Origin of the sequence: Paucidesulfovibrio gracilis DSM 16080 (assembly GCF_900167125.1) — a bacterium.
Taxonomy (GTDB): domain Bacteria; phylum Desulfobacterota; class Desulfovibrionia; order Desulfovibrionales; family Desulfovibrionaceae; genus Paucidesulfovibrio; species Paucidesulfovibrio gracilis.
Map to the genome: position 1 here is coordinate 54540 of NZ_FUYC01000009.1, position 18472 is coordinate 73011.

20 protein-coding genes and 1 riboswitch are annotated in these 18472 nt (G+C 56.4%); of the genes, 8 read left to right on the plus strand and 12 right to left on the minus strand.

Going from position 1 to position 18472, the window contains the following annotated elements; all coding sequences use genetic code 11:
- Window positions 1-63 precede the first annotated feature (63 nt).
- The 8 genes from B5D49_RS09975 to lpxC all read left to right on the plus strand — a co-directional run bounded on the left by B5D49_RS09975 (window position 64) and on the right by lpxC (window position 7453).
- Entirely contained in the window at window positions 64-381 is a 318-nt protein-coding gene (locus tag B5D49_RS09975) for a TusE/DsrC/DsvC family sulfur relay protein (protein ID WP_078717552.1), read from the plus strand.
- 165 nt (window positions 382-546) lie between these two features.
- A complete protein-coding gene (locus B5D49_RS09980; RefSeq protein ID WP_078717553.1) occupies window positions 547-1386 on the plus strand; it encodes a mechanosensitive ion channel family protein in 840 nt (279 codons plus the stop codon).
- 77 nt (window positions 1387-1463) lie between these two features.
- Window positions 1464-1562, plus strand: a riboswitch (TPP riboswitch).
- A 54-nt stretch (window positions 1563-1616) separates the two neighbouring features.
- On the plus strand, window positions 1617-2804 hold the full coding sequence (gene cytX, locus B5D49_RS09985) for a putative hydroxymethylpyrimidine transporter CytX (protein WP_078717554.1): 1188 nt from the start codon (window positions 1617-1619) through the stop codon (window positions 2802-2804).
- 128 nt (window positions 2805-2932) lie between these two features.
- Window positions 2933-3154, plus strand: a complete 222-nt coding sequence (gene rpmE / locus B5D49_RS09990) for a 50S ribosomal protein L31 (RefSeq protein WP_078717555.1) — start codon at window positions 2933-2935, stop codon at window positions 3152-3154.
- 166 nt (window positions 3155-3320) lie between these two features.
- The gene (locus tag B5D49_RS09995; RefSeq protein WP_327083019.1) at window positions 3321-4283 is read left to right on the plus strand and encodes a DUF1385 domain-containing protein; all 963 of its coding nucleotides are present in this window, start codon (window positions 3321-3323) and stop codon (window positions 4281-4283) included.
- Window positions 4284-5354, plus strand: coding sequence for a peptide chain release factor 1 (prfA, locus tag B5D49_RS10000; protein ID WP_078717557.1), 1071 nt, complete (start codon window positions 4284-4286; stop codon window positions 5352-5354).
- A 126-nt stretch (window positions 5355-5480) separates the two neighbouring features.
- A complete protein-coding gene (gene prmC / locus B5D49_RS10005) occupies window positions 5481-6347 on the plus strand; it encodes a peptide chain release factor N(5)-glutamine methyltransferase (protein WP_078717558.1) in 867 nt (288 codons plus the stop codon).
- A gap of 176 nt (window positions 6348-6523) precedes the next feature.
- Window positions 6524-7453, plus strand: coding sequence for a UDP-3-O-acyl-N-acetylglucosamine deacetylase (gene lpxC, locus B5D49_RS10010; protein WP_078717559.1), 930 nt, complete (start codon window positions 6524-6526; stop codon window positions 7451-7453).
- Window positions 7454-7728: 275 nt separating this feature from the next.
- On the opposite strand, the gene B5D49_RS10015 is transcribed toward lpxC, so the two are convergent.
- The 12 genes from B5D49_RS10015 to B5D49_RS10070 all read right to left on the minus strand — a co-directional run bounded on the left by B5D49_RS10015 (window position 7729) and on the right by B5D49_RS10070 (window position 18422).
- Entirely contained in the window at window positions 7729-8550 is an 822-nt protein-coding gene (locus B5D49_RS10015) for a hypothetical protein (protein ID WP_078717560.1), read from the minus strand.
- Between the two features lie 15 nt (window positions 8551-8565).
- A complete protein-coding gene (locus B5D49_RS10020; RefSeq protein WP_078717561.1) occupies window positions 8566-8982 on the minus strand; it encodes a hypothetical protein in 417 nt (138 codons plus the stop codon).
- Between the two features lie 6 nt (window positions 8983-8988).
- Entirely contained in the window at window positions 8989-9309 is a 321-nt protein-coding gene (locus B5D49_RS10025) for a hypothetical protein (protein WP_078717562.1), read from the minus strand.
- A 4-nt stretch (window positions 9310-9313) separates the two neighbouring features.
- The gene (locus B5D49_RS10030) at window positions 9314-10090 is read right to left on the minus strand and encodes a flagellar basal body-associated FliL family protein (RefSeq protein WP_078717563.1); all 777 of its coding nucleotides are present in this window, start codon (window positions 10088-10090) and stop codon (window positions 9314-9316) included.
- A gap of 19 nt (window positions 10091-10109) precedes the next feature.
- Entirely contained in the window at window positions 10110-10493 is a 384-nt protein-coding gene (locus tag B5D49_RS10035; RefSeq protein WP_078717564.1) for a chemotaxis response regulator CheY, read from the minus strand.
- A 28-nt stretch (window positions 10494-10521) separates the two neighbouring features.
- Entirely contained in the window at window positions 10522-11310 is a 789-nt protein-coding gene (locus B5D49_RS10040) for a FliA/WhiG family RNA polymerase sigma factor (protein ID WP_078717565.1), read from the minus strand.
- Window positions 11252-12079 (minus strand): MinD/ParA family protein, encoded by an 828-nt coding sequence (locus B5D49_RS10045; protein ID WP_078717566.1) that lies wholly within the window; start codon window positions 12077-12079, stop codon window positions 11252-11254. The genes B5D49_RS10040 and B5D49_RS10045 overlap by 59 nt, the downstream gene beginning before the upstream one ends.
- 3 nt (window positions 12080-12082) lie before the next feature.
- Complete coding sequence (locus tag B5D49_RS10050) at window positions 12083-13231, minus strand: flagellar biosynthesis protein FlhF (RefSeq protein WP_078717567.1); 1149 nt, start codon at window positions 13229-13231, stop codon at window positions 12083-12085.
- Between the two features lie 3 nt (window positions 13232-13234).
- Window positions 13235-15337: a flagellar biosynthesis protein FlhA gene (gene flhA, locus B5D49_RS10055; protein WP_078717568.1), complete on the minus strand. Its 2103-nt coding sequence runs from the start codon at window positions 15335-15337 to the stop codon at window positions 13235-13237.
- A gap of 50 nt (window positions 15338-15387) precedes the next feature.
- Complete coding sequence (gene flhB / locus B5D49_RS10060; protein ID WP_078717569.1) at window positions 15388-16461, minus strand: flagellar biosynthesis protein FlhB; 1074 nt, start codon at window positions 16459-16461, stop codon at window positions 15388-15390.
- A 9-nt stretch (window positions 16462-16470) separates the two neighbouring features.
- Window positions 16471-17265: a flagellar biosynthetic protein FliR gene (fliR, locus tag B5D49_RS10065; RefSeq protein ID WP_078717570.1), complete on the minus strand. Its 795-nt coding sequence runs from the start codon at window positions 17263-17265 to the stop codon at window positions 16471-16473.
- Between the two features lie 251 nt (window positions 17266-17516).
- On the minus strand, window positions 17517-18422 hold the full coding sequence (locus tag B5D49_RS10070; protein WP_078717571.1) for a M23 family metallopeptidase: 906 nt from the start codon (window positions 18420-18422) through the stop codon (window positions 17517-17519).
- Window positions 18423-18472: the final 50 nt, after the last annotated feature.

Genomic DNA, 18472 nt, shown 5'->3' on the forward strand with positions numbered 1-18472 from the left:
GCCCGGTGCGGCCGGGCGCAGTGTTAGCGCCGAAAGGCTTGCAACGAACCAGGAGGAAAATCCATGGCTACTGTTGAATTCAACGGCAAATCCTTTGAAGTTGACGAGGACGGTTTCCTGCAGAGCTTCGACGGCTGGAACCCGGACTGGGTCGAGTACGTCAAAGAACAGGAAGGAATCGCCGAAATCACCGATGACCACCAGAAGGTCATTGAGTTCCTGCAGGATTACTACAAGAAGAACGGCATCGCCCCGATGGTCCGTATTCTTTCCAAGGTCACCGGCTTTAAGCTGAAGCAGATCTACGAGCTGTTCCCGTCCGGACCCGGCAAGGGAGCCTGTAAGATGGCTGGCTTGCCCAAGCCCACGGGTTGTGTGTAATCCACGCAAACCAGTGATGATTAAGGCGGAGGCTTCGGTCTCCGCCTTTTTTGTGTCTCTGCCTGCCCGGTGGGTTCAATCCCGCCCTGGGGTGTGTTATGAGCCGGTGTTGAAAAACGCGTGGTATCCGACAACGATTGGTCATTCCATACCGAAGGAGAAATGATGGACGGAATTCAGTTCAATGCCTCCATGCTGCAATCCATGGTGGACATGCTTGTGTATTGGGTGGGACAGTATGGTTTGCGTCTCGTGGTCGCCCTGATTTTGTTCTGGGTCGGCTTCGTGCTTTCCCGACGGCTGTCCTCGTTGGTGGGACGGCTGATGGAAAAGGGCGGCGTTGATGTCATTCTGGTCAGTTTTGTACGCAATGCCCTGCATTATCTGCTTGTGACGGCCGTCGGCATAGCGGCCCTCGGACAGCTTGGCATCAATGTGACATCGTTTCTGGCAGTGCTCGGCGCCGCTGGTTTGGCCGTTGGCCTGGCGCTCAAGGATTCCCTGTCCAACTTTGCGGCGGGCGTATTGCTCATCTTTTTCCGATTTTTCCGTGTGGGCGACTATGTCACGGTGGGCGGCACCTCGGGAACGGTCATGGCCGTGAATTTGTTCAACACCGAGCTGGCCACGCCGGACAACCAAAAGGTCTACGTCCCCAACTCCAGCATCCTTGGGAACGTCATCGTGAATGTGACGGCCAATGATACGCGGCGCATCGATCTGGTAGTGGGAATCGGATACGGAGACATTATTTCCAAGGCCAAGGGAATTTTAGAAGGTCTTCTCGCCGCGGACGAGCGTATCCTCAAGGAGCCGGAACCCATGGTCGCGGTGTCGGAACTGGGGGACAGCAGCGTGAATTTTGTGGTGCGGCCCTGGGTTCGGACGGACGATTACTGGTCTGTCCGGTTTGATCTGATCCGTTCCATCAAGGAAACATTCGACGAACAGGGCGTGACCATTCCGTTTCCTCAGCAGGATGTGCATTTGTTCACCGAAAAATAGGATTTTTGTGCTACAGCGGACCTCGATTTATTGTCGGGGTCCGCTTGATTCCGTTACGGCTTTTTGATAGCCGTCGATTTTGCCGATGGGGGTGCTTCGCTTGAGCCGAAGCTGAGATCACACCCTTGGAACGTGAAGCAGTTCGCACTGCCGTACGGAATCTGGCGCAATACAAATTTGCACCTCTTTTCGCGCAGTGCCCCTTGAACATCATCTGAAGGGGCTTTTTTATGTCCAAACACCAACTTTCCTTTGCCAATCTGTTTTTTCTCTGGTTTGGTGCGGCCGTTTCCGTGGCCGAAATTCTTACCGGTGGCCTGCTTGCCGATCTGGGGCTGGAAAAAGCCCTGTGGGCCAATGTATTGGGACATCTGGCCGGAACCGCACTCCTTGTGCTGGCGGGCTGGATCGGATTCCGCGAACGCCTTCCCGCCATCATGTCCACCCGTATTTCCTTTGGCCGCCAGGGTTCGTATCTCATCTCCGTCATCAACGTGTTTCAGCTACTTGGCTGGACGGCCTGGATGGTGCTCTTGGGCGGCGGAGCGCTCAACGGCCTGACCACCGCACTCTGGGGGCTGGACAATCAGATTTTGCTTTCCGCCGTTGTTGGGGCGTTCATCGGATTGTGGGTTTTTTTGGGGATTCGCGGTTTCAAATGGCTGAATATGGTCGCGGTGAGCCTGCTGCTCGTGTTGACCGTGGTGCTCAGCTGGGTGCTGCTGTCCCGGCCGGAGGCCATTGCCGGCGCAGGCGGAGACGGGCCGTTTCATTTCGGTTTTGAAATGGCCATCATCATGCCGCTGTCCTGGTTTCCGCTCATCTCCGATTATACGAGCATGGCCAAGACGCGCACCGCTTCCTGGCTCGCGCCGCTGCTGGGTTATTTTTTGGGCAGTTGCTGGATGTACGGCATCGGCATCCTGGGAGCGCTGCACTCGGGCAGCTTTGATCCCGCGTCCATGATGCTGGCGGCCAATCTGGGCATGGTGGCCTTGGGCATTATCGGTTTGTCCACCATTACCACTACGTTTCTGGACGTTTACTCCGCCGCTGTTTCCAGTCTGAATATCTTCCCCAGGTTGAGCCGTCGTTGGACTTCCGTGGTGTTCGCGGTGATCGGCACCGTGCTTGCCATGTATGTACCCATTACCAAGTATGAATGGTTCCTGTATGCGTTGGGTTCCGTATTCGCGCCGTTGGTGGCCATTTTGTTGGCGGATTATTATGTGCTGCGCACCGATAAAAGAAAAACATCCTGGGATCCGGCAGCCACGATAAGTCTTGCACTTGGCGTTGCCTTGTATTACCAGCTGAAGCCGTTCGGGTTGTTGGTGGGACCGACCCTTGTCACCATCCTGGGCACGTTCGCGCTGCACCTCGTGGTGCGCCGTTGCGCGACAGCGCTCGGGCGGTAGACGCACCTTGGCACCGCTTTTTCCACGTGGTGCCGGGAAATCGTCGAAGGTCGAGTATTGCCTCTTGCCAAACGAGGCGATACCGGCTATATAACTCCGCTCCACGCAATCAATGACAGGAGACCGTCATGAGAAAGGATATCCATCCCAAAGTTTATAAGGCCAAAATTCATTGCCACTGCGGCTTTGAAACTGAGATCCTCTCCACCAAGGGAGAGCAGATCGAAGTGGAAATCTGTTCCCAGTGCCACCCCTTCTACACCGGTAAGCAGCGTTTTGTTGACACTGCCGGTCGTATCGACCGTTTCCGGAAGAAGTACGCCAAGTTCAGTCAGGGCGACGACAAGTAGCGGCCCTGTTTCGGGCCGTGGCCGCGAGAAATGCCTCTGTTGGGCCTGCCCAATGGAGGCGTTCTTGTTTGTTCGGCGGGCCGGCTGCCCCCGGACGTGCTTTACTTTTCCGGGGCAAATATTATCCTCGGTGGGTGGCTGAACGTCTTTCCACAGTGAGGTTCCCGTGAAATTGACTCGTTTACTCTGCGCTGCTCCCAAGCTTTCCGTGGGCGGTCAGGCCGTGATCGAGGGCGTTATGATGCGCGCCCGTGACCGGCTGGCCATTGCCGTTCGGCGTCCGGACGGGGAAATCAAGGTGGAGTTGCGTCCCTGGTTTTCACTCACGAATCGTCCCTGGCTCAAAAAACCGTTTGTTCGCGGTTTTCCCGTTCTGCTGGAAACGATGGTCAACGGCATCAAGGCGTTGAACTGGTCTGCGGAAGAAGCCCTCGTGGAAGAGGACGAGGAAACCGGCGAAGAAAAAAGCGGGCTGTCCACGTGGCATCTCGTACTCACCCTGGTGGCGGCCCTGGCCTTTGCCCTGGGGCTTTTTGTCGTGCTGCCCCATTTCTTCTCCGTGGTCATGCAGTGGTGGGGGCTTTCCGGCGACGTGAACGCTTTGTCCTTTCATATATGGGATGGCCTGTTCAAGATTCTCATGTTTGTCGGATACATTCTGGCTATTTCCCTGATGCCGGACATCCGTCGGGTGTTCCAGTATCATGGGGCCGAACACAAAACCATCTGGACCTTTGAAAACGGTTCCCGCCTTGTGCCGTCCGAAGCAAGGCAATACAGCCGGCTGCACCCCCGTTGCGGCACCGCGTTTTTGTTGTTCGTGCTGGCTTTGTCCATCATTCTGTTCACCGTGCTTGTTCCGCTGCTGCTCATGATATGGGCGCCGGAACACTTCGTGCTCAAGCATCTGTATATCGTGGCGCTGAAGCTGTTGCTCATGGTGCCGGTGAGCAGTCTGTCCTACGAATTGATTCGGTTTTCCGGAAAATTCCACCGGAATGTCCTGTGCCGGATGCTTTGTTGGCCGGGTCTGCTGTTGCAGGGGCTGACCACCAAGGAACCCGACGACGCACAGATCGAAGTGGCCATTGCGGCCCTGGAATGCGCCGTTTCCGAGGAGGGCGCCTAAATGTTTAAAAAACTTAACGAGATTGAGGCTTCCTACGACGAGCTGGAACAGCAGCTTGCGGAACCTGATATTTTTAATGACCAGGAGCGGTACCGCAAGGTCACCAAAAGCCATAGTGAATTGGGCGAGGTGGTCCGGGTATATCGTGAATATAAAAAGATTTCTGGTGATCTTGCCGACAACAAGGAATTGTTGCGGGATAAGGATCCCGACATTCGGGAAATGGCCCAGGCCGAGATTCCGGATTTGGAAGAGCGTCTGGAAGAATTGACCGAAGACCTGAAGGTGCTTCTGCTGCCCAAGGATCCCTTGGATGAAAAAAACATTATCCTCGAAATTCGGGCTGGTACCGGTGGCGAGGAGGCTGCGCTGTTTGCTGCTGATCTTTTTCGCATGTATTCCCGCTACGCCGAGGAGAAGCGCTGGAAAGCCGAACTGATGGAGCAGCACGAAACCGGCACGGGCGGACTTAAAGAAGTTATCGTCAATATTTCCGGGGAACGGGTCTACAGCCACTTGAAATATGAATCCGGCACCCATCGCGTGCAGCGTGTCCCGGCTACCGAGTCCCAGGGACGCATTCATACTTCGGCCGTGACTGTGGCGATCTTGCCGGAAGCCGAGGAAGTGGACATGGACATCAAGCCCGACGAAATCCGGGTTGACGTGTACCGTTCCTCCGGTCCGGGCGGTCAGTCCGTGAACACCACGGATTCAGCTATTCGCCTGACGCACTTGCCCACCGGACTGGTGGTTACGTGTCAGGACGAGAAATCGCAGCATAAGAACAAGGCCAAGGCTTTGAAAGTGCTGCGTTCCAGGCTGTTGCAGATGGAGCAGGAGAAGGCCAAGGCCGAGCAGGACGCCAACCGGCGTTCCCAGGTCGGAACCGGTGACCGTTCCGAGCGCATCCGTACTTATAACTTTCCGCAGGGGCGCGTTTCCGATCACCGCATCAACCTGACGCTTTACAAGCTGGATCAGGTTATGGAAGGCGATCTGGATGATTTTGTGAACGCCCTGAGTGCGCATTATCAGGCTGAGGCGTTGAAGAGTCAGGCCGGTAATTAAACCACGCGCCGAGCCGACAACGTATTGTAACGTTGGAAGCGCGGTTAAGCGCCCGATGCGGGACTGTTCCATCAGACCTGCCCGGGCGTTTTATTTTGAAAGGATGGCGGGTACAGGAGGCTGGGTATGGAGTTGGGCAAGGCGCTTAGAAATGCGACAGAGCGATTGCATCGGGCCGGGGTGGATTCTCCTGCTCTGTCCGCCCGCCTTTTGGCGGGGAAAGCCTTGTTGCGCACTCCGGAACAACTCCTCATGGAGCACCGCCGGACACTCACGGACGCGGAACTGGCGGCGTTTGAAATCCTGGTGGGCCGCAGGGAGCGGGGGGAGCCTGTGGCTTATTTGCTCGGGGAACAGGAATTTTATGGTCTACCCTTTTTTGTGACGCCGGATGTGCTCATACCGCGCCCGGAAACAGAATTACTCGTGGATGCCGCGTTGGATCATCTGCATGATTCCGCGCCGGTCCGTTTTCTGGATTTGGGAACCGGGTCCGGAGCGCTGGCCGTGGCATTGGCGGCTTCTCTGTCCTATTCCTTGGGGGTTGGCTTGGATCAGAGCGTTGCCGCATTGCGCGTGGCCCAGTCCAATGCCCGCCGCAATGCCGTGGATGACCGGCTTGTTTTCGTTGAGGGCGATATGGGGCGTCCTTTGCCGGTCGGCGGGGTGGATCTGGTGGTGAGCAATCCACCATACGTCACTCACGAGGAATATTTGGAGCTGAGTCGGGAAGTGGCGGACTTTGAGCCGCGTGGAGCGCTGGTGAGCGGCGGTCCGGGGGAGGATGGCCTGGACCATGTCCGGCGGCTTGCGCCCATGGCGGCGCAGAGCTTGCGTCCTGGCGGCTTGTTGCTTGTGGAGATCGGCTGGCAGCAGGGATCGGGCGTGCTGCGTCTATTTCAAGACGCTGCAAGCGGGTTTCGGGATGCCCGGATTGCGCCTGATCTTGCTGGGCGAGACCGCATGTTGATGGCTTGGCGAACCCGGGATTGAGGGACATTGTTTCGCAGTGGCGAAAATGCTGCAAATGGTGTTGTGATCTTGCCACGATTGGCGTTTTTGAAACAGTTTTCGGGTGCTGGTTCGTTGTGATTTATTGTTTCTTTTCAGCTAGATAGAAAAGTGTGAGTGTTGGTATCTATTTTGCTTATGTGGGGCCAGGAGGCGACATGCTACAGACCACGATTCATTCGACAATTCGCTGCACCGGAACTGGACTTCATAGTGGAAAACAAGTCGGCTTGACTTTGCGGCCCGCCACGGAAGATACCGGGATCCTTTTTTCCGTTCGGAACGGCTCCGGCTCCGTTTTTCTGACCCCTACGCCAGAACTCGTGGTGAGCACCGGATTGGCCACCACCTTGGGCAACGAATCCGCTTCCGTCTCCACTGTGGAGCATCTCATGGCCGCTGTGCGCGGTATGGGCATCGACAACATCCTTATTGATGTCGACGGCAGCGAACTGCCGATCATGGACGGCAGTGCCGCTCCGTTCGTTTACCTCCTTAGGGAAGCCGGACTGCGTACGTTGAGCAAGCCCCGGACCTGCTTGGCCGTAAAGAAGCCCATGCTCTTCGAGCAGAACGGGAAGTTCATCAAAGCCAGCCCCTATGACGGTCTGTTCGTGGACTACACCATTGAATTCGCCCATTCCGCCATTGGTCGCCAGAATTTGGCTCTGGATGTGAGCCCCGAACGATTTGCCAGTGAAGTGGCCAAGGCCCGGACATTCGGTTTCCTCAAGGAAGTTGAATATCTGCATGCTAATGGTCTGGCTCTTGGCGGTTCCCTGGACAACGCCGTTGTTTTGGATGATTACGCGGTGCTGAACGAGGAAGGCCTGCGCTATGAAGATGAATTCGTGCGTCACAAGCTGCTTGATTTTATCGGCGATATCGCAGTGCTGAATCAGCCGTTGCTTGGCCGTTTTGAAATCTTTGCCTCCGGGCATGAGCTGAACAACAAATTTCTCCGCCATCTGCAGGAAAACGCCGAAGAGTATTTGGAAGAGGTCTCGCGGCCTCTGCCCGTGCGCCCCGCTTCCAAAGAGAAACCGGAACGTGGCGGGGTTATGGAACCCGCTCCGGTTCCCGTGTAGGCATCAGTACTCCAAGGTCTGCGGGAGTGTTTTGGGAAACTCCCGGTCGTCGCACAAAAAAGCTCCGCATTTGCGGAGCTTTTTGTTTGTGCAATGGGGACGTATCGTTTTTCCAACAACGTGTTCGCTGACCATTGAAGAAAACAATATCCTGGCTGGTCACCAAGGTGCGGGTGCAAGGCGCAAAAAAATCAGGACGACGGGTACTTCCTGCACGCGACGATTTGATGTCTTAGAAGCAGCCTCTTAACTGTGCGTTTTTTCCAACAGCGCTGTTAGAGCGAAAAATGTGGAGGTATTGGTGCCAATAATTCCGCAGGCAACCCTCCACGATGGCGTTTCGGGAGTCGTTCGGCCCGGCCCGATTCCACCTCCCAGGACGTTTCCGATCTGGGCAGGGCAACAACCAGCAACGGGACCAGGCGTTCCGCTCCTTGGGGGTGTTCGGCGTAGACACGGCAGCGAAGTTGCGGGGAGCGAAGGACTGCTCGAATCTGCACCGCCCCGAATCGGGCGGTGCGAAGTCCCAATACGGCGTGGCCCCATGCCGCGTCCGGCGGGGTGCAAAGCAGCTCCAGTTCTCTGGCATGTGGAGCCAGCCACGGAGGATAGGAAAGCCGGTCGCTTCGCTGTTCGCGGATGATGTCATTGATGGCGCGGACGCAGTCGTTGACGCGAGCGTACAATTCAGTGGCACCGGGCGGGAGTGCTTGGAGAAAGGACGCTTGGTCCGTTCCTGTGGTGTGGTCTCCTTGCGCCAGCCGGGCTTCAAATGCGGATCGGGCCGCAAAAAAGTCATGAATCTGGCGGGATAGTCCGCTGGCGGTGTTGGCCGCGCCACGGGCTTCGCGAAGTTGGATTTCCGGGTGAGTGCGCAAAACCTCAAAAGTAAGCATGGTGCCGGGAGCCGGGCAGGGAGACATGTTGGTGAGCAGGGCTTCGCCTTCAAAATCGACCCAGGCCATGCCTTCGCCCGCATTACGCACGACACGTCCGGCCACGAGATCACCCGGGGTATGTCGGCGCCGAAAGCGGGTGCCGCGGCGTTGGTCCCCGGAGCTGTAGGGCGGATGAGGGCCGTTTGATTGGGAGGGCATGGCGAAAATCCGGGGCTATCCGGCCTGATCAATGATCAGCTGTACCTCTTCCAAAGAAAGCCCGGTGGATTTGGCCAGTCGTTCGGGGGAGGCGCCTTCCTTGTGGCCGGATAGGATGATTTGCCGCAGGAAGCTGGGCGATTTGCTGTATTCCCGAGCCTGGGCCAGAAGTTTTTCCAGTCGCTTGGCCTGGGTTTCCAGTTGCTCGTCCAAAGCCGTAAGCTGTTTTTGTCGCTGCTGGAAGGACTGCACCAGCTCTTGTTCCAATTGCGCATTAAATTGCAGCCGGTTGAGGAATTCTTCCTGGCGTTCCTGCAGGGTGGACACCAGCGCTTCTGATTTTTTCAAGCGCATGAAGAACGCCGTGACCACACCCAGAAGAACGAGTTCGATAACGGTGAAAAGAATGAGGAGGATGCCGGTGTTGTCCATGCGGAATCAGACTCGCTTGTTGATGATGTTTCCGGACCAGGGAGAGGCATTGGAAGCGAGAGGCGGTTCTTCCTTGGGCGGGGACTTTTCCCGCGCCTGTTGACCCGTTTGGCCCTGGCCGGAACCGCCGCCGTCACGGGTTACGGTGCTGCTCTTCTCCTTTTTTTCGATTTCCTTGACCCGTGCGCGTTCTGCCTGCTGCTGTTGGCTCAGCAGGTTGGCGAACTGTTCCTGGCGGACCTCGGGGTGTGTTTGTTCCGCCGTGGCCAGCTTGCTGACGAAAGGCAGCTGGGAAACCAGGATCGGGTAATCGATGGGAGAAGACATGGCTTCACCTCACCAGGTATTTTTCAAAAAGGATCGTCTCGAACCGACCTGCGGACATGTACTGATTGACCACGGCCAGTAGTTCCTTTTTTAATTGCTCCGTATTGTTCTCATCGGTCAAAAACTGAAGATCCTTATTCCGCATGTAATAATAAAGCGCGTAACGCACTGTGGGACTTTCCCGGGTGAGGTTGGAAGCCAGCGCCATATCCGGAGTGGCAAAGACCAGGCTGACCTCAAGGAATCGAAGTTCTCCCTCGTCGTCGCGCTGTTCGATCAGGAAGGGATCAAGCCGAACAAGGGATTCCCCGGGGGGCGGAGACTCTTCTTCCACGACGGTTTCCGGTTCCAGAGCCGGTTCTGCTGTTTCCTGAGGCAGGGGTTCTTCCCCCGGAGCAGGCTGTTCAGCGACTTCTGCCGGAGCTGGTGGTTCTTCCGGAGGGGCTTCAGAACCGGAAAAGAGGAAAAAGGATCCGGCCCCGAGCAACAGCCCCACAAGCAAGCCGATGAGCAGCAGTTTGTTTTGGGCCCAGGCCGGAGCCTTGCGTCGTTTTTGGGGCGTTTCTTCGGTTTCGTCGGTAAGGGGTTCCTCTTCCAGAACCTCTTCTTCCTCTTCCTCCTCCTCCAAAAACGGAGCATCGTCCAGGTCCAGGTCGACCTTTTGGGACGCACGGGAGATTTCTGTGTCGTCAAGCTGGGCCTTGAGTGTCCCCTCGCCCTCGAGGTCGCCTTCCGGCGTTTCCAGGACTTCGTCCGGCTCGTCCGCCACCATGAAAACCATGCGTCACCTTCCCGGGAAGTTACCCACCAAAGATCTTGTCGATTTTTTGACCAAGCGTCTCCGGTGTGAAGGGTTTGACGATGTAATTGTTGACCTTCGCCTGAACCGCCTCAATGATGTTTTCCTGCTGAGCCTCAGCCGTGACCATAAGAAAGGGAATGTCCGAGTACTCTTCGCTGGAGCGGACTTTGCGGAGCAATTCGATGCCCGTCATCTGCGGCATGTTCCAGTCCGAAACAATGAAATCAATATTGTCTTTGTTCAGAACTTCCCATGCCGTAGTGCCGTCGTCGGCTTCCACCACGTTGTCGTATCCGAGCTGTCGCAGGATGTTTTTGATGATTCGCCGCATGGTGGAAAAGTCGTCCACCACCAGAATGCGCATTTTCGGGTGCTTTTTCATGCGTCTTTAGTCTCTGTAAAGTTGAGGGTTATTCCGCGTCAAACCGGTCGCGGTACTTGGCTCGCAGCTTGAGCAGGGCTTGGGAATGCAATTGGGAAACGCGTCCTTCGGTGATGTCCATGACTTCGGCGGTTTCCTTCATGTTCAGTTCTTCCCCATAGTATAGGGAGATGACGAGTTTTTCCCGTGGAGTCAACTCTTCAATCAAAAGGGCGACCTTGTCCACCATTTCCTGGAATGCGGCGGACTGGTAGGGTTCATTTTCTCCAAGGGCGTTTTTTCCACCCACCAGATTTTCCTGAAAATTATCCAGGCTGATGCAGAGTTGGTTTTGCAACGCCTCCATACCCTGCTGCACTTCCTTCGCGCTCATGCCCGTGTGCTTTTCAATTTGCCTGGCTGTGGCCTGCCGGCCTGTTTTGTGTTCGATCTGGCGGGACGCTTCCTCAATGGTTTTGACCTTGTGCCGCAGTCCTCGGGAAAACCAGTCCATGCGGCGCAATTCGTCGAGCATCGCGCCTTTGATGCGGTTTTCCGAGTAGGTATCAAATTTGATGCCCAGGGTGGGGTCGAACTTCTTCAAGGCGTCCAACAGCCCGAGGCTCCCCGCGCTCATCAGCTCGGAGAGTTCCACGCTCTGTGGAAGTTTTGCCTTCAGCCTCAACGCAAGAATGCGGATCTTCGGGGCGAAATGCCTGACAATGGCCTCCTGCTGCTTGGGCGAAAAGTCTGCCCAGGCAACCCGGCCGCTTTCCAGGTCATGCCACGGATCGCTCTTGGAAGAGGAGCTTTTTCCAGAAGAATTTAATATTGCCATCGACGTTGGATGCTGCTTTCCATTTGTTGATGCGTTGAACCGCCTTGCGAAGCGCAACACCGGCCGGACCGTTCGGCGCGGACTGGATGAAGGGACGCTGTTCCACGACTGCCTTACGTACGGCCGGATCCATAGGCACAAAGCCTACAAGGTCCAGCGAAACCCCGCTGAGGAAGTGGTCGCAGGCATTGGAGAGCTTGAGATACACTTCCTTGGCCGCCCGTTCGTCCCGGACCATGTTGATTAAAACGCGAAAGCGTTCCACCCCGTGGTGCACTTTGAGCACCTTGATCAGGGCATAGGCATCGGTGAGCGACGTGGGTTCTGGTGTGAGAACGAGCAGTCGTTCCTGGGCCGCAATGTTGAAATATAAAACATTATCGTTAATGCCCGCACCGGTGTCAACAATCAGGTAATCCAGATCGTCTTCCAGCACGTCCATGGCTTCCAGCAGTTCCAGCTTTTGGCCGGTGGAAAGGGTGACCATGTCGCTTACTCCGGAGGCGGCAGGCAGGATGCGAAATCCATAGGGTGTTTCCATGAGGATCTTGTCCAGGGACGCGCCTTCGTGAAACAAGTGGAACAGATTGTACTTGGGTGCCAGCCCGAGCACCACGTCCACATTGGCCAGACCGAGGTCCGCATCCAACAATACCACGTTTTTTCCCTGATCCGCCAGGGTGCAGGCCATGTTGACGGAGAGGTTGGTTTTGCCGACTCCGCCCTTGCCGGAGGTGACGGAAAAAACCAGGGGAAGATGATCGCTCATGGGTTATGCATGCTCCTTGGAGTTGTTCTGTCCGGGCAGCTGATGTTTGAACAGGAGCCGCCACATCATTTCGGTTTCGGCCGGTTGGATCGCCTCCCGAAACCCAGCGCCGTAGGACAGGGCCGAAACGGGCAGACCGGTTCGAGCCGCCACGTTGAGCATGGCTCCATACGTACAGGCTTCGTCCAGTTTCGTCCAGATGAGGCTTTGCACGCTTTGGGCGTGATAGCGGCTGAGGAGATTTCGGTATTGCGCTTCGTTGTAAAACGGGGGCAGAACCAGATGCACCGCAAAATCGTCATGGGGAAGCATTCCCAGAGTGAGCAGGCGGGAATCCAGCACTTCCTTTCGTTCCAGCCCGGGAAGATCCAAAAGCACCAAATCAAACAAATGCGCTTCGGTCTTGAGCTGGGCAAAATCTTCGGCCGTGGCCACTTCCCGGAATGCCAGCCCCGAGAGATCGGCATAGTGGCGGAGTATTAAACGCCCTTGGCCGCGCCGTTGATCCGCGCTAACCACGCAGATGCGGGATTTGGGGCGGCGTTTTTTTTCCTGCAGGGCCAGCCGGATACAGCAGGAGGTTTTGCCTGTGCCGTTCGGCCCGGCAAATGCCTGGAATTTTTGCGGCCACTGTCCGTTGCCAAAGGGGCGCGCCGAGGCCATGCCGTCCAGAATGGGCAGGATGCTCCGGTTCGGGTCCGCGTGTAATTCCTGATACACATCCATGACCACGCTGTCGGCCACGCCCTCCCGCTCCAGGTAGTCCAGGGCTACGCGCTGCCGTGGCGCCAATTCCTGAAGGCGCATCTGTGGCTTGAGCAGTGTCGTGAAGTGCTCTTTGATTCGGCACCATTCCTCGGCAAAGGGAACTCCCGCGTCCAGCGCTTCGGTAAGAACGTCGTCCTTGGTGGGGCGTGCCGTGGTTGTTCTGCTTCCCTGGGTGGCGGCCCGGACCTTGCCGATGGCTTGGGCGGCCTCGTGCGCCTGCTTTTTCTGTTCGCCGCGTTCCACGGCGGCCATGATTTCGCACACTTTGTCACCGTCGTGCTCCACGGTGCGGTTGGACAGGATCACGGCATCATCCCCCAGGGCGTCCTTGACCATGAGCAGCGCCTGAGCCGTACTTTTGGCATGGAAGGTCTTTACTTGCATGGGCTAGCTCAACTTAACCACGGCCAGGGAGTGGATTTTCACGTCCGCCGGAATTTCGGCCTGGGAAATAACCGGCAGTGTCGGCAGAAAACGAACCGTAAGCTGCGCCAGATGGGTACGCAGGTGAGGCGTCACCAGCAGTACCGGGGTGCCGTCCGTACCCACGGCGTTGTCCAGGGTTTGGTTGATGTTCTGGATGATGCGCTGGGCCAAGCCTGGCTCCAGGGCAAGATACGCACCCTGGTCGGTCTGGCGCAGGCTGTCGTTAAGTACTTGATCAATATCCGGATCCAGGGTCAGGATGGGCAGGCTGCCGTCCGAAGCCAGGTAAGGCTTGAGAATGGTCCGCCCCATGCGGGAACGCACGTATTCCGTCAGCTGAGCCGGATCCTGAATGGCTGTGCCATAGTCGGCCAGGGTCTCCACGATGGTCAGCAGGTCGCGAATGGAAACGCCTTCCTGCACCAGTGATTGCAGAACTTTTTGCATCACGCCCAGAGACATGATGCCCGGCACCAGGTTTTCCACGGCCTTGGGTGCGCGTTCCGAGAGGTTGTCCAAAAGTTCCTGCACTTCCTGTCGGCCGAGGAATTCGTGAAGGTTTCTGCGGAACACTTCCGTAAGGTGCGTGGCCACCACAGTGGAAGGATCCACCACGGTGTAGCCGGCGAGCATGGCCTCTTCCTTTTGTGCCTCGGGAATCCAGACCGCAGGCAGGTTGAAAGCCGGTTCCACGGTGTCCACTCCCTGAATACGATGTTTGGCGTCACCCGGGTCCATGGCCAGATAGTGATCAATGAGAATTTCCGCCGAAGCCACGGAGTTGCCTTTGATCATGACCCGATATTCACCGGGCTTGAGCTGAAGATTGTCCCGCAGGTGCAGTGAGGGGACGATTACGCCCATATCAAGAGCGAATTGCCGCCGTATGGAACGGATTCTGGAGAGCAGGTTGCCGCTTTGCTCTTCATCCACCAGAGGAATGAGTCCGTATCCCACTTCCAGTTCCAGTTGATCCAGAGCCAGCAGGGATTGCACTTCCTCGGGCGTGTCCAGGGTGGTGGCGGGCACCTTGGCACCGTCCTCTTCGGCACCTTGCAGAGATTGCTGCTGGGCGCGGGAAAGTCGGCTCAGGCCGAACAGCAATCCGGCAAGAACCAGGAAGGGGATGGTGGGCATGCCGGGAACAATGGCGAAGACCACCAGGATGCCGGAAACGAGTTGCAGCGCTTTGTGGTGCAGCGTCAGCTGACCGATGAATTCTTCGCCCATCTTGGCTTCGGAGGCGGCGCGTGAAACAATGATGCCTGCAGAGGTGGAAATGATGAGAGAAGGGATGGTGGCCACAAGGCCGTCACCGATGGTCAGCAGGGTGTAGGTGGAGGCGGCGTCGCGCCAATCCATACCTTTCTGCAGAATACCGATGAGAAATCCACCGATGATGTTGACCATGGTGATCATCATGCCGGCTTTCACGTCTCCGGAAACAAACTTGCCCGCACCGTCCATGGCGCCGTAGAAGTCGGCCTCGCGACGGATGTTCTCGCGTTGCTGCACGGCTTGCTGTTCGTCGATGAGTCCTGCATTGAGGTCCGCCTCGATGGCCATCTGCTTACCGGGCATGGCGTCCAAGGTGAAGCGTGCGGCCACTTCCGCGATGCGTGTGGTGCCCTGGACGATGACGGTCTTGTTCAGAATGAACAGGATCATAAAAATGACGATTCCGATGACGTAGTTGCCGCCCACAACGAATTCGCCAAAACTTTGAATGACCGACCCCGCAGCTGAGGTGCCTTCATCGCCGTGTAGCAGGATGACGCGCGTGGTGGCCACGTTCAGGGCCAGACGGAGCAGGGTCGTGACCAGCAAAAGTGACGGAAAGATGGAGAATTCCAAGGGGCTGGTCATGAACATGGCCGTGATCAAAACCACCAGCCCGAGCGAGATGCTCACCGAAAGCATGAAGTCCAGGAAGATGGTCGGCAGCGGCACCAGCATGACGAAGAGAATAACCACCACGCCGCCTGCCAGCAGTACATCTCCCTGTTTGGCGAAGCGTTCGTAGTCGATATTTTGGAGGAAGTTCTTGGTATTGGTTCCGGCCATATTTTTGACACCTCGCTCGGTTGGGCTTTCAGCTGGAGCGGAGCCGGGAATCAACGATTGGCGCGGAATTTGTCAAGTCTGGCAAGAATCGCGGCAACCGCCTGGAACAGCTCCTCGGGGATGGTGTCCCCGATCTCCACCTGTTTATACAAAGCCTGTGCCAGAGGCTTGTCTTCACGGATGGGAATGTTGTGTTCGCGGGCGATATCCTTAATGCGTTCCGCCGTGGCACCCGAGCCTTTGGCCAGTACCAGGGGAGCAGGAGCATCGAGCGGGTTGTAGCTCAGCGCAATGGCCAGATGGACCGGGTTGGTAACCACAACGTCCGCTTTGGGGACGCTTTCCATCATGCGCTGGGCCATGCTTTCCATCATTTTTTTACGCTGTTCAGCGCGGACTTCCGGGTCACCTTCAGCCTGTTTGCGTTCATCCTTGATTTCGTCCTTGGTCATTTTCAACTGCTCTTCGTAGTTCCAGCGGTTGTAGATCAAGTCGATGATGCCGATGATGAGCATGGGAATCAGGGCATAGCAGGCCATTTTGTAGCCGATGCTGAGGATGTAGACGGCCACGGCTTCCGGCGTCATGTCGAAGAGGGTAATCAGCTTCGGGTACTCCTGGCGCAGGATGATCACGGGAGCAATACCCACGGCAACGGCCTGCCCCACGCTTTTGCCCAGCCGGAACAGTGCCTGAGGGCTGATCATGAGGCGCTTGATCCCTTTGACCAGGTTGAACATCCGTCCCCATTTGGGCTTGAACACCTTGGTCGTCCAAAGCTGACCGACCTGCAGGCGCATGGTCAGAAAAGCGATGAGCGCCACGACAAGAAGAATGGGCATGACGAGCAGGGCGATTTCCTTGACGCACCAGACGAACAATTCGTAGGCGCGCTGCTTATCCAGTTCCATGCCAACGGCATCATGCAAGCTCCAGCGGTAGATACCTCCCAGGCGCTCATAGAAGTAGGGAACCATGATCCGAAGCATGATCACACCCGTGAGCAGGGTCATGACCTTGCTCATTTCACTGCTTTTCGGAACGTTGCCCTCGCCGCGGGCTTTTTTCCGACGCTTGGGGGTGGCTTTTTCCGTTTTACTCGGATCTTCTTGTCCAAAGGCCATGCAAAGCTCCTACCCGCCGGTTCCCGGCCCGAGCGCCCGGAACAGGTTTATGTAAACCGCGTCCAGAGCCTGGATGTAGTTGCCTACGTAAGTGGCCATGATGTCGAAAAGCATGCCGAGAAAAAAGAAGCCCACGGAAATTTTGATGGGGAATCCAAGAACAAGCACATGCATTTGCGGAGCGGCGCGACCGATAAGTGCCAGGGCGAGATCCACCATGAAGAGAGCGGCCATGATGGGGGCGGCGATGCGGATGGCAAGAACAAATATTTGTTTGGAAAAATCGAGAACTTGGTTGACGGCTTCAGGTGTCAGCAACAGCGATCCCGGCGGAACGAGTTTGAAGCTTTCGGCAACCCCGTTGAGCAGGTGCAGGGGACCGTTTAAGGCGAGGAAGGTCAACATGGCGATCATGTACAGGAAATGGGCGGTGACTGCTTCGCTGGTGCCTGTGAGCGGATCCACAACGTTGACCATGGCGAATCCCATTTGGAAGCCGATGAGCTGTCCTCCTGTTTGAATGGCGGCAAAAAGAAATTGGACCATCATCCCCATGATAAGGCCCATGAGCAGCTCCCCAAGAAACATGATGATTATTTCCCAAGGATTGCCGGGCATAAGGGAGCCGGGGAAGGAGAGGTCCGGCCAGACGGCCAGGGAGAGCACCAAAACAAGGGCGGCCTTGACGGGTTTGGGGACGGTCTTTCCACCGAAAAACGGCAGCAGAAAAAGCACCACGCTGAATCGAAACAGTGTGAGATAAAAGCTGAGCAGCTTGTTCGGATCGAAATTGAAAATATCCATCAGGCCTTTCCGAGCAAGTTTTGAACCAGTCTCCGTGGGGTGACGCTCTGTGGGCTACTGCGCGGGGCGCTGGCGAATTCGACGACAAGAAATCGCCACTCGGGAAAGTACAGGAAAAGTGTCGGACTGGAAAGCTGTAATGCTGTTGAACACAATGCGAATCAAGGGTTTCGTGGCATGGTAAGCAATGCGGGATGCAAAAGAAAAGCCCTCCCGGCCGAGGCGGGGAGGGCTGATGCGCGTCATGGGCATTAATTGAGAATGTAATGTCTTGGATCCACCGGCATGCCGGAGAGACGAACCTCGTAGTGGAGGTGCGGTCCGGTGCTGCGGCCCGTGTTGCCTACACGCCCGATAATTTCGCCGCGTTGGATCCTGTGTCCTACCTTGACGTCCACGGATTGCAAATGTGCGTAGCGGGTCAGCAGGTTGGAATTGTGGGAGATTTTAATGGTTAGGCCGTAAGAGCCGTCGCGTCCGGCAAAGACCACCTTGCCCGAAGCAGGCGCATAGACCGGCGTACCTTCCGGGGCGGAAATGTCGATACCTTTATGGAATTCACGTTTTCCGGTGAACTTGGAGATGCGCGGCCCAAAGGGAGAGGTGACCCATCCGGCCGTGGGCCAGATGGAGGGCGTTGTCTGCATCAGATCCTGATTGGTACGCAGCGTCTGAAGAATTTCCTGTTGGCGGACTTCTTCGAGCCGTGCTTCCACATTGAGTTGATTCAGGAACTCGTGCATTTTTCTGGCAAGCAGTTCCTGGCGGTAGAGCGGCAGGTAGCCTTCCGAAAAGTCGGCGCCCGTAGGACCGCCCTGGGGATTTACGGTTTCCCCGGAATTTTGATCGATATTCATCATGACCCGCAGCTTGGAATCGAAATCCCGGATGCGAGTGAGGTTTTCCTGCAGGTTTGCGATTTTTTGCGAAAGGGAGAGGAGCTGTGTTTTTTGCTCCTGGACGATTTTTTCGGAGATGGCCAGACCGCGTTCCAGGCTGGCGTGATTTCCGTAATATTTCCACAGATAGATGTTGCCGGCGGCCAGCCCAACCATGAGGGTAAGCAGGAAGCAAATCGTCCAGCCGCGGATTTGGAACTTCCGGCAAGACCCCTGTCTGTCCTTGAAGACGACGATATGATATTTCCTAAAAAACATCAGTTGTCCGGTGCGTTGAGAGGTGGAAAGGCAGTGGTCTCACAATTATT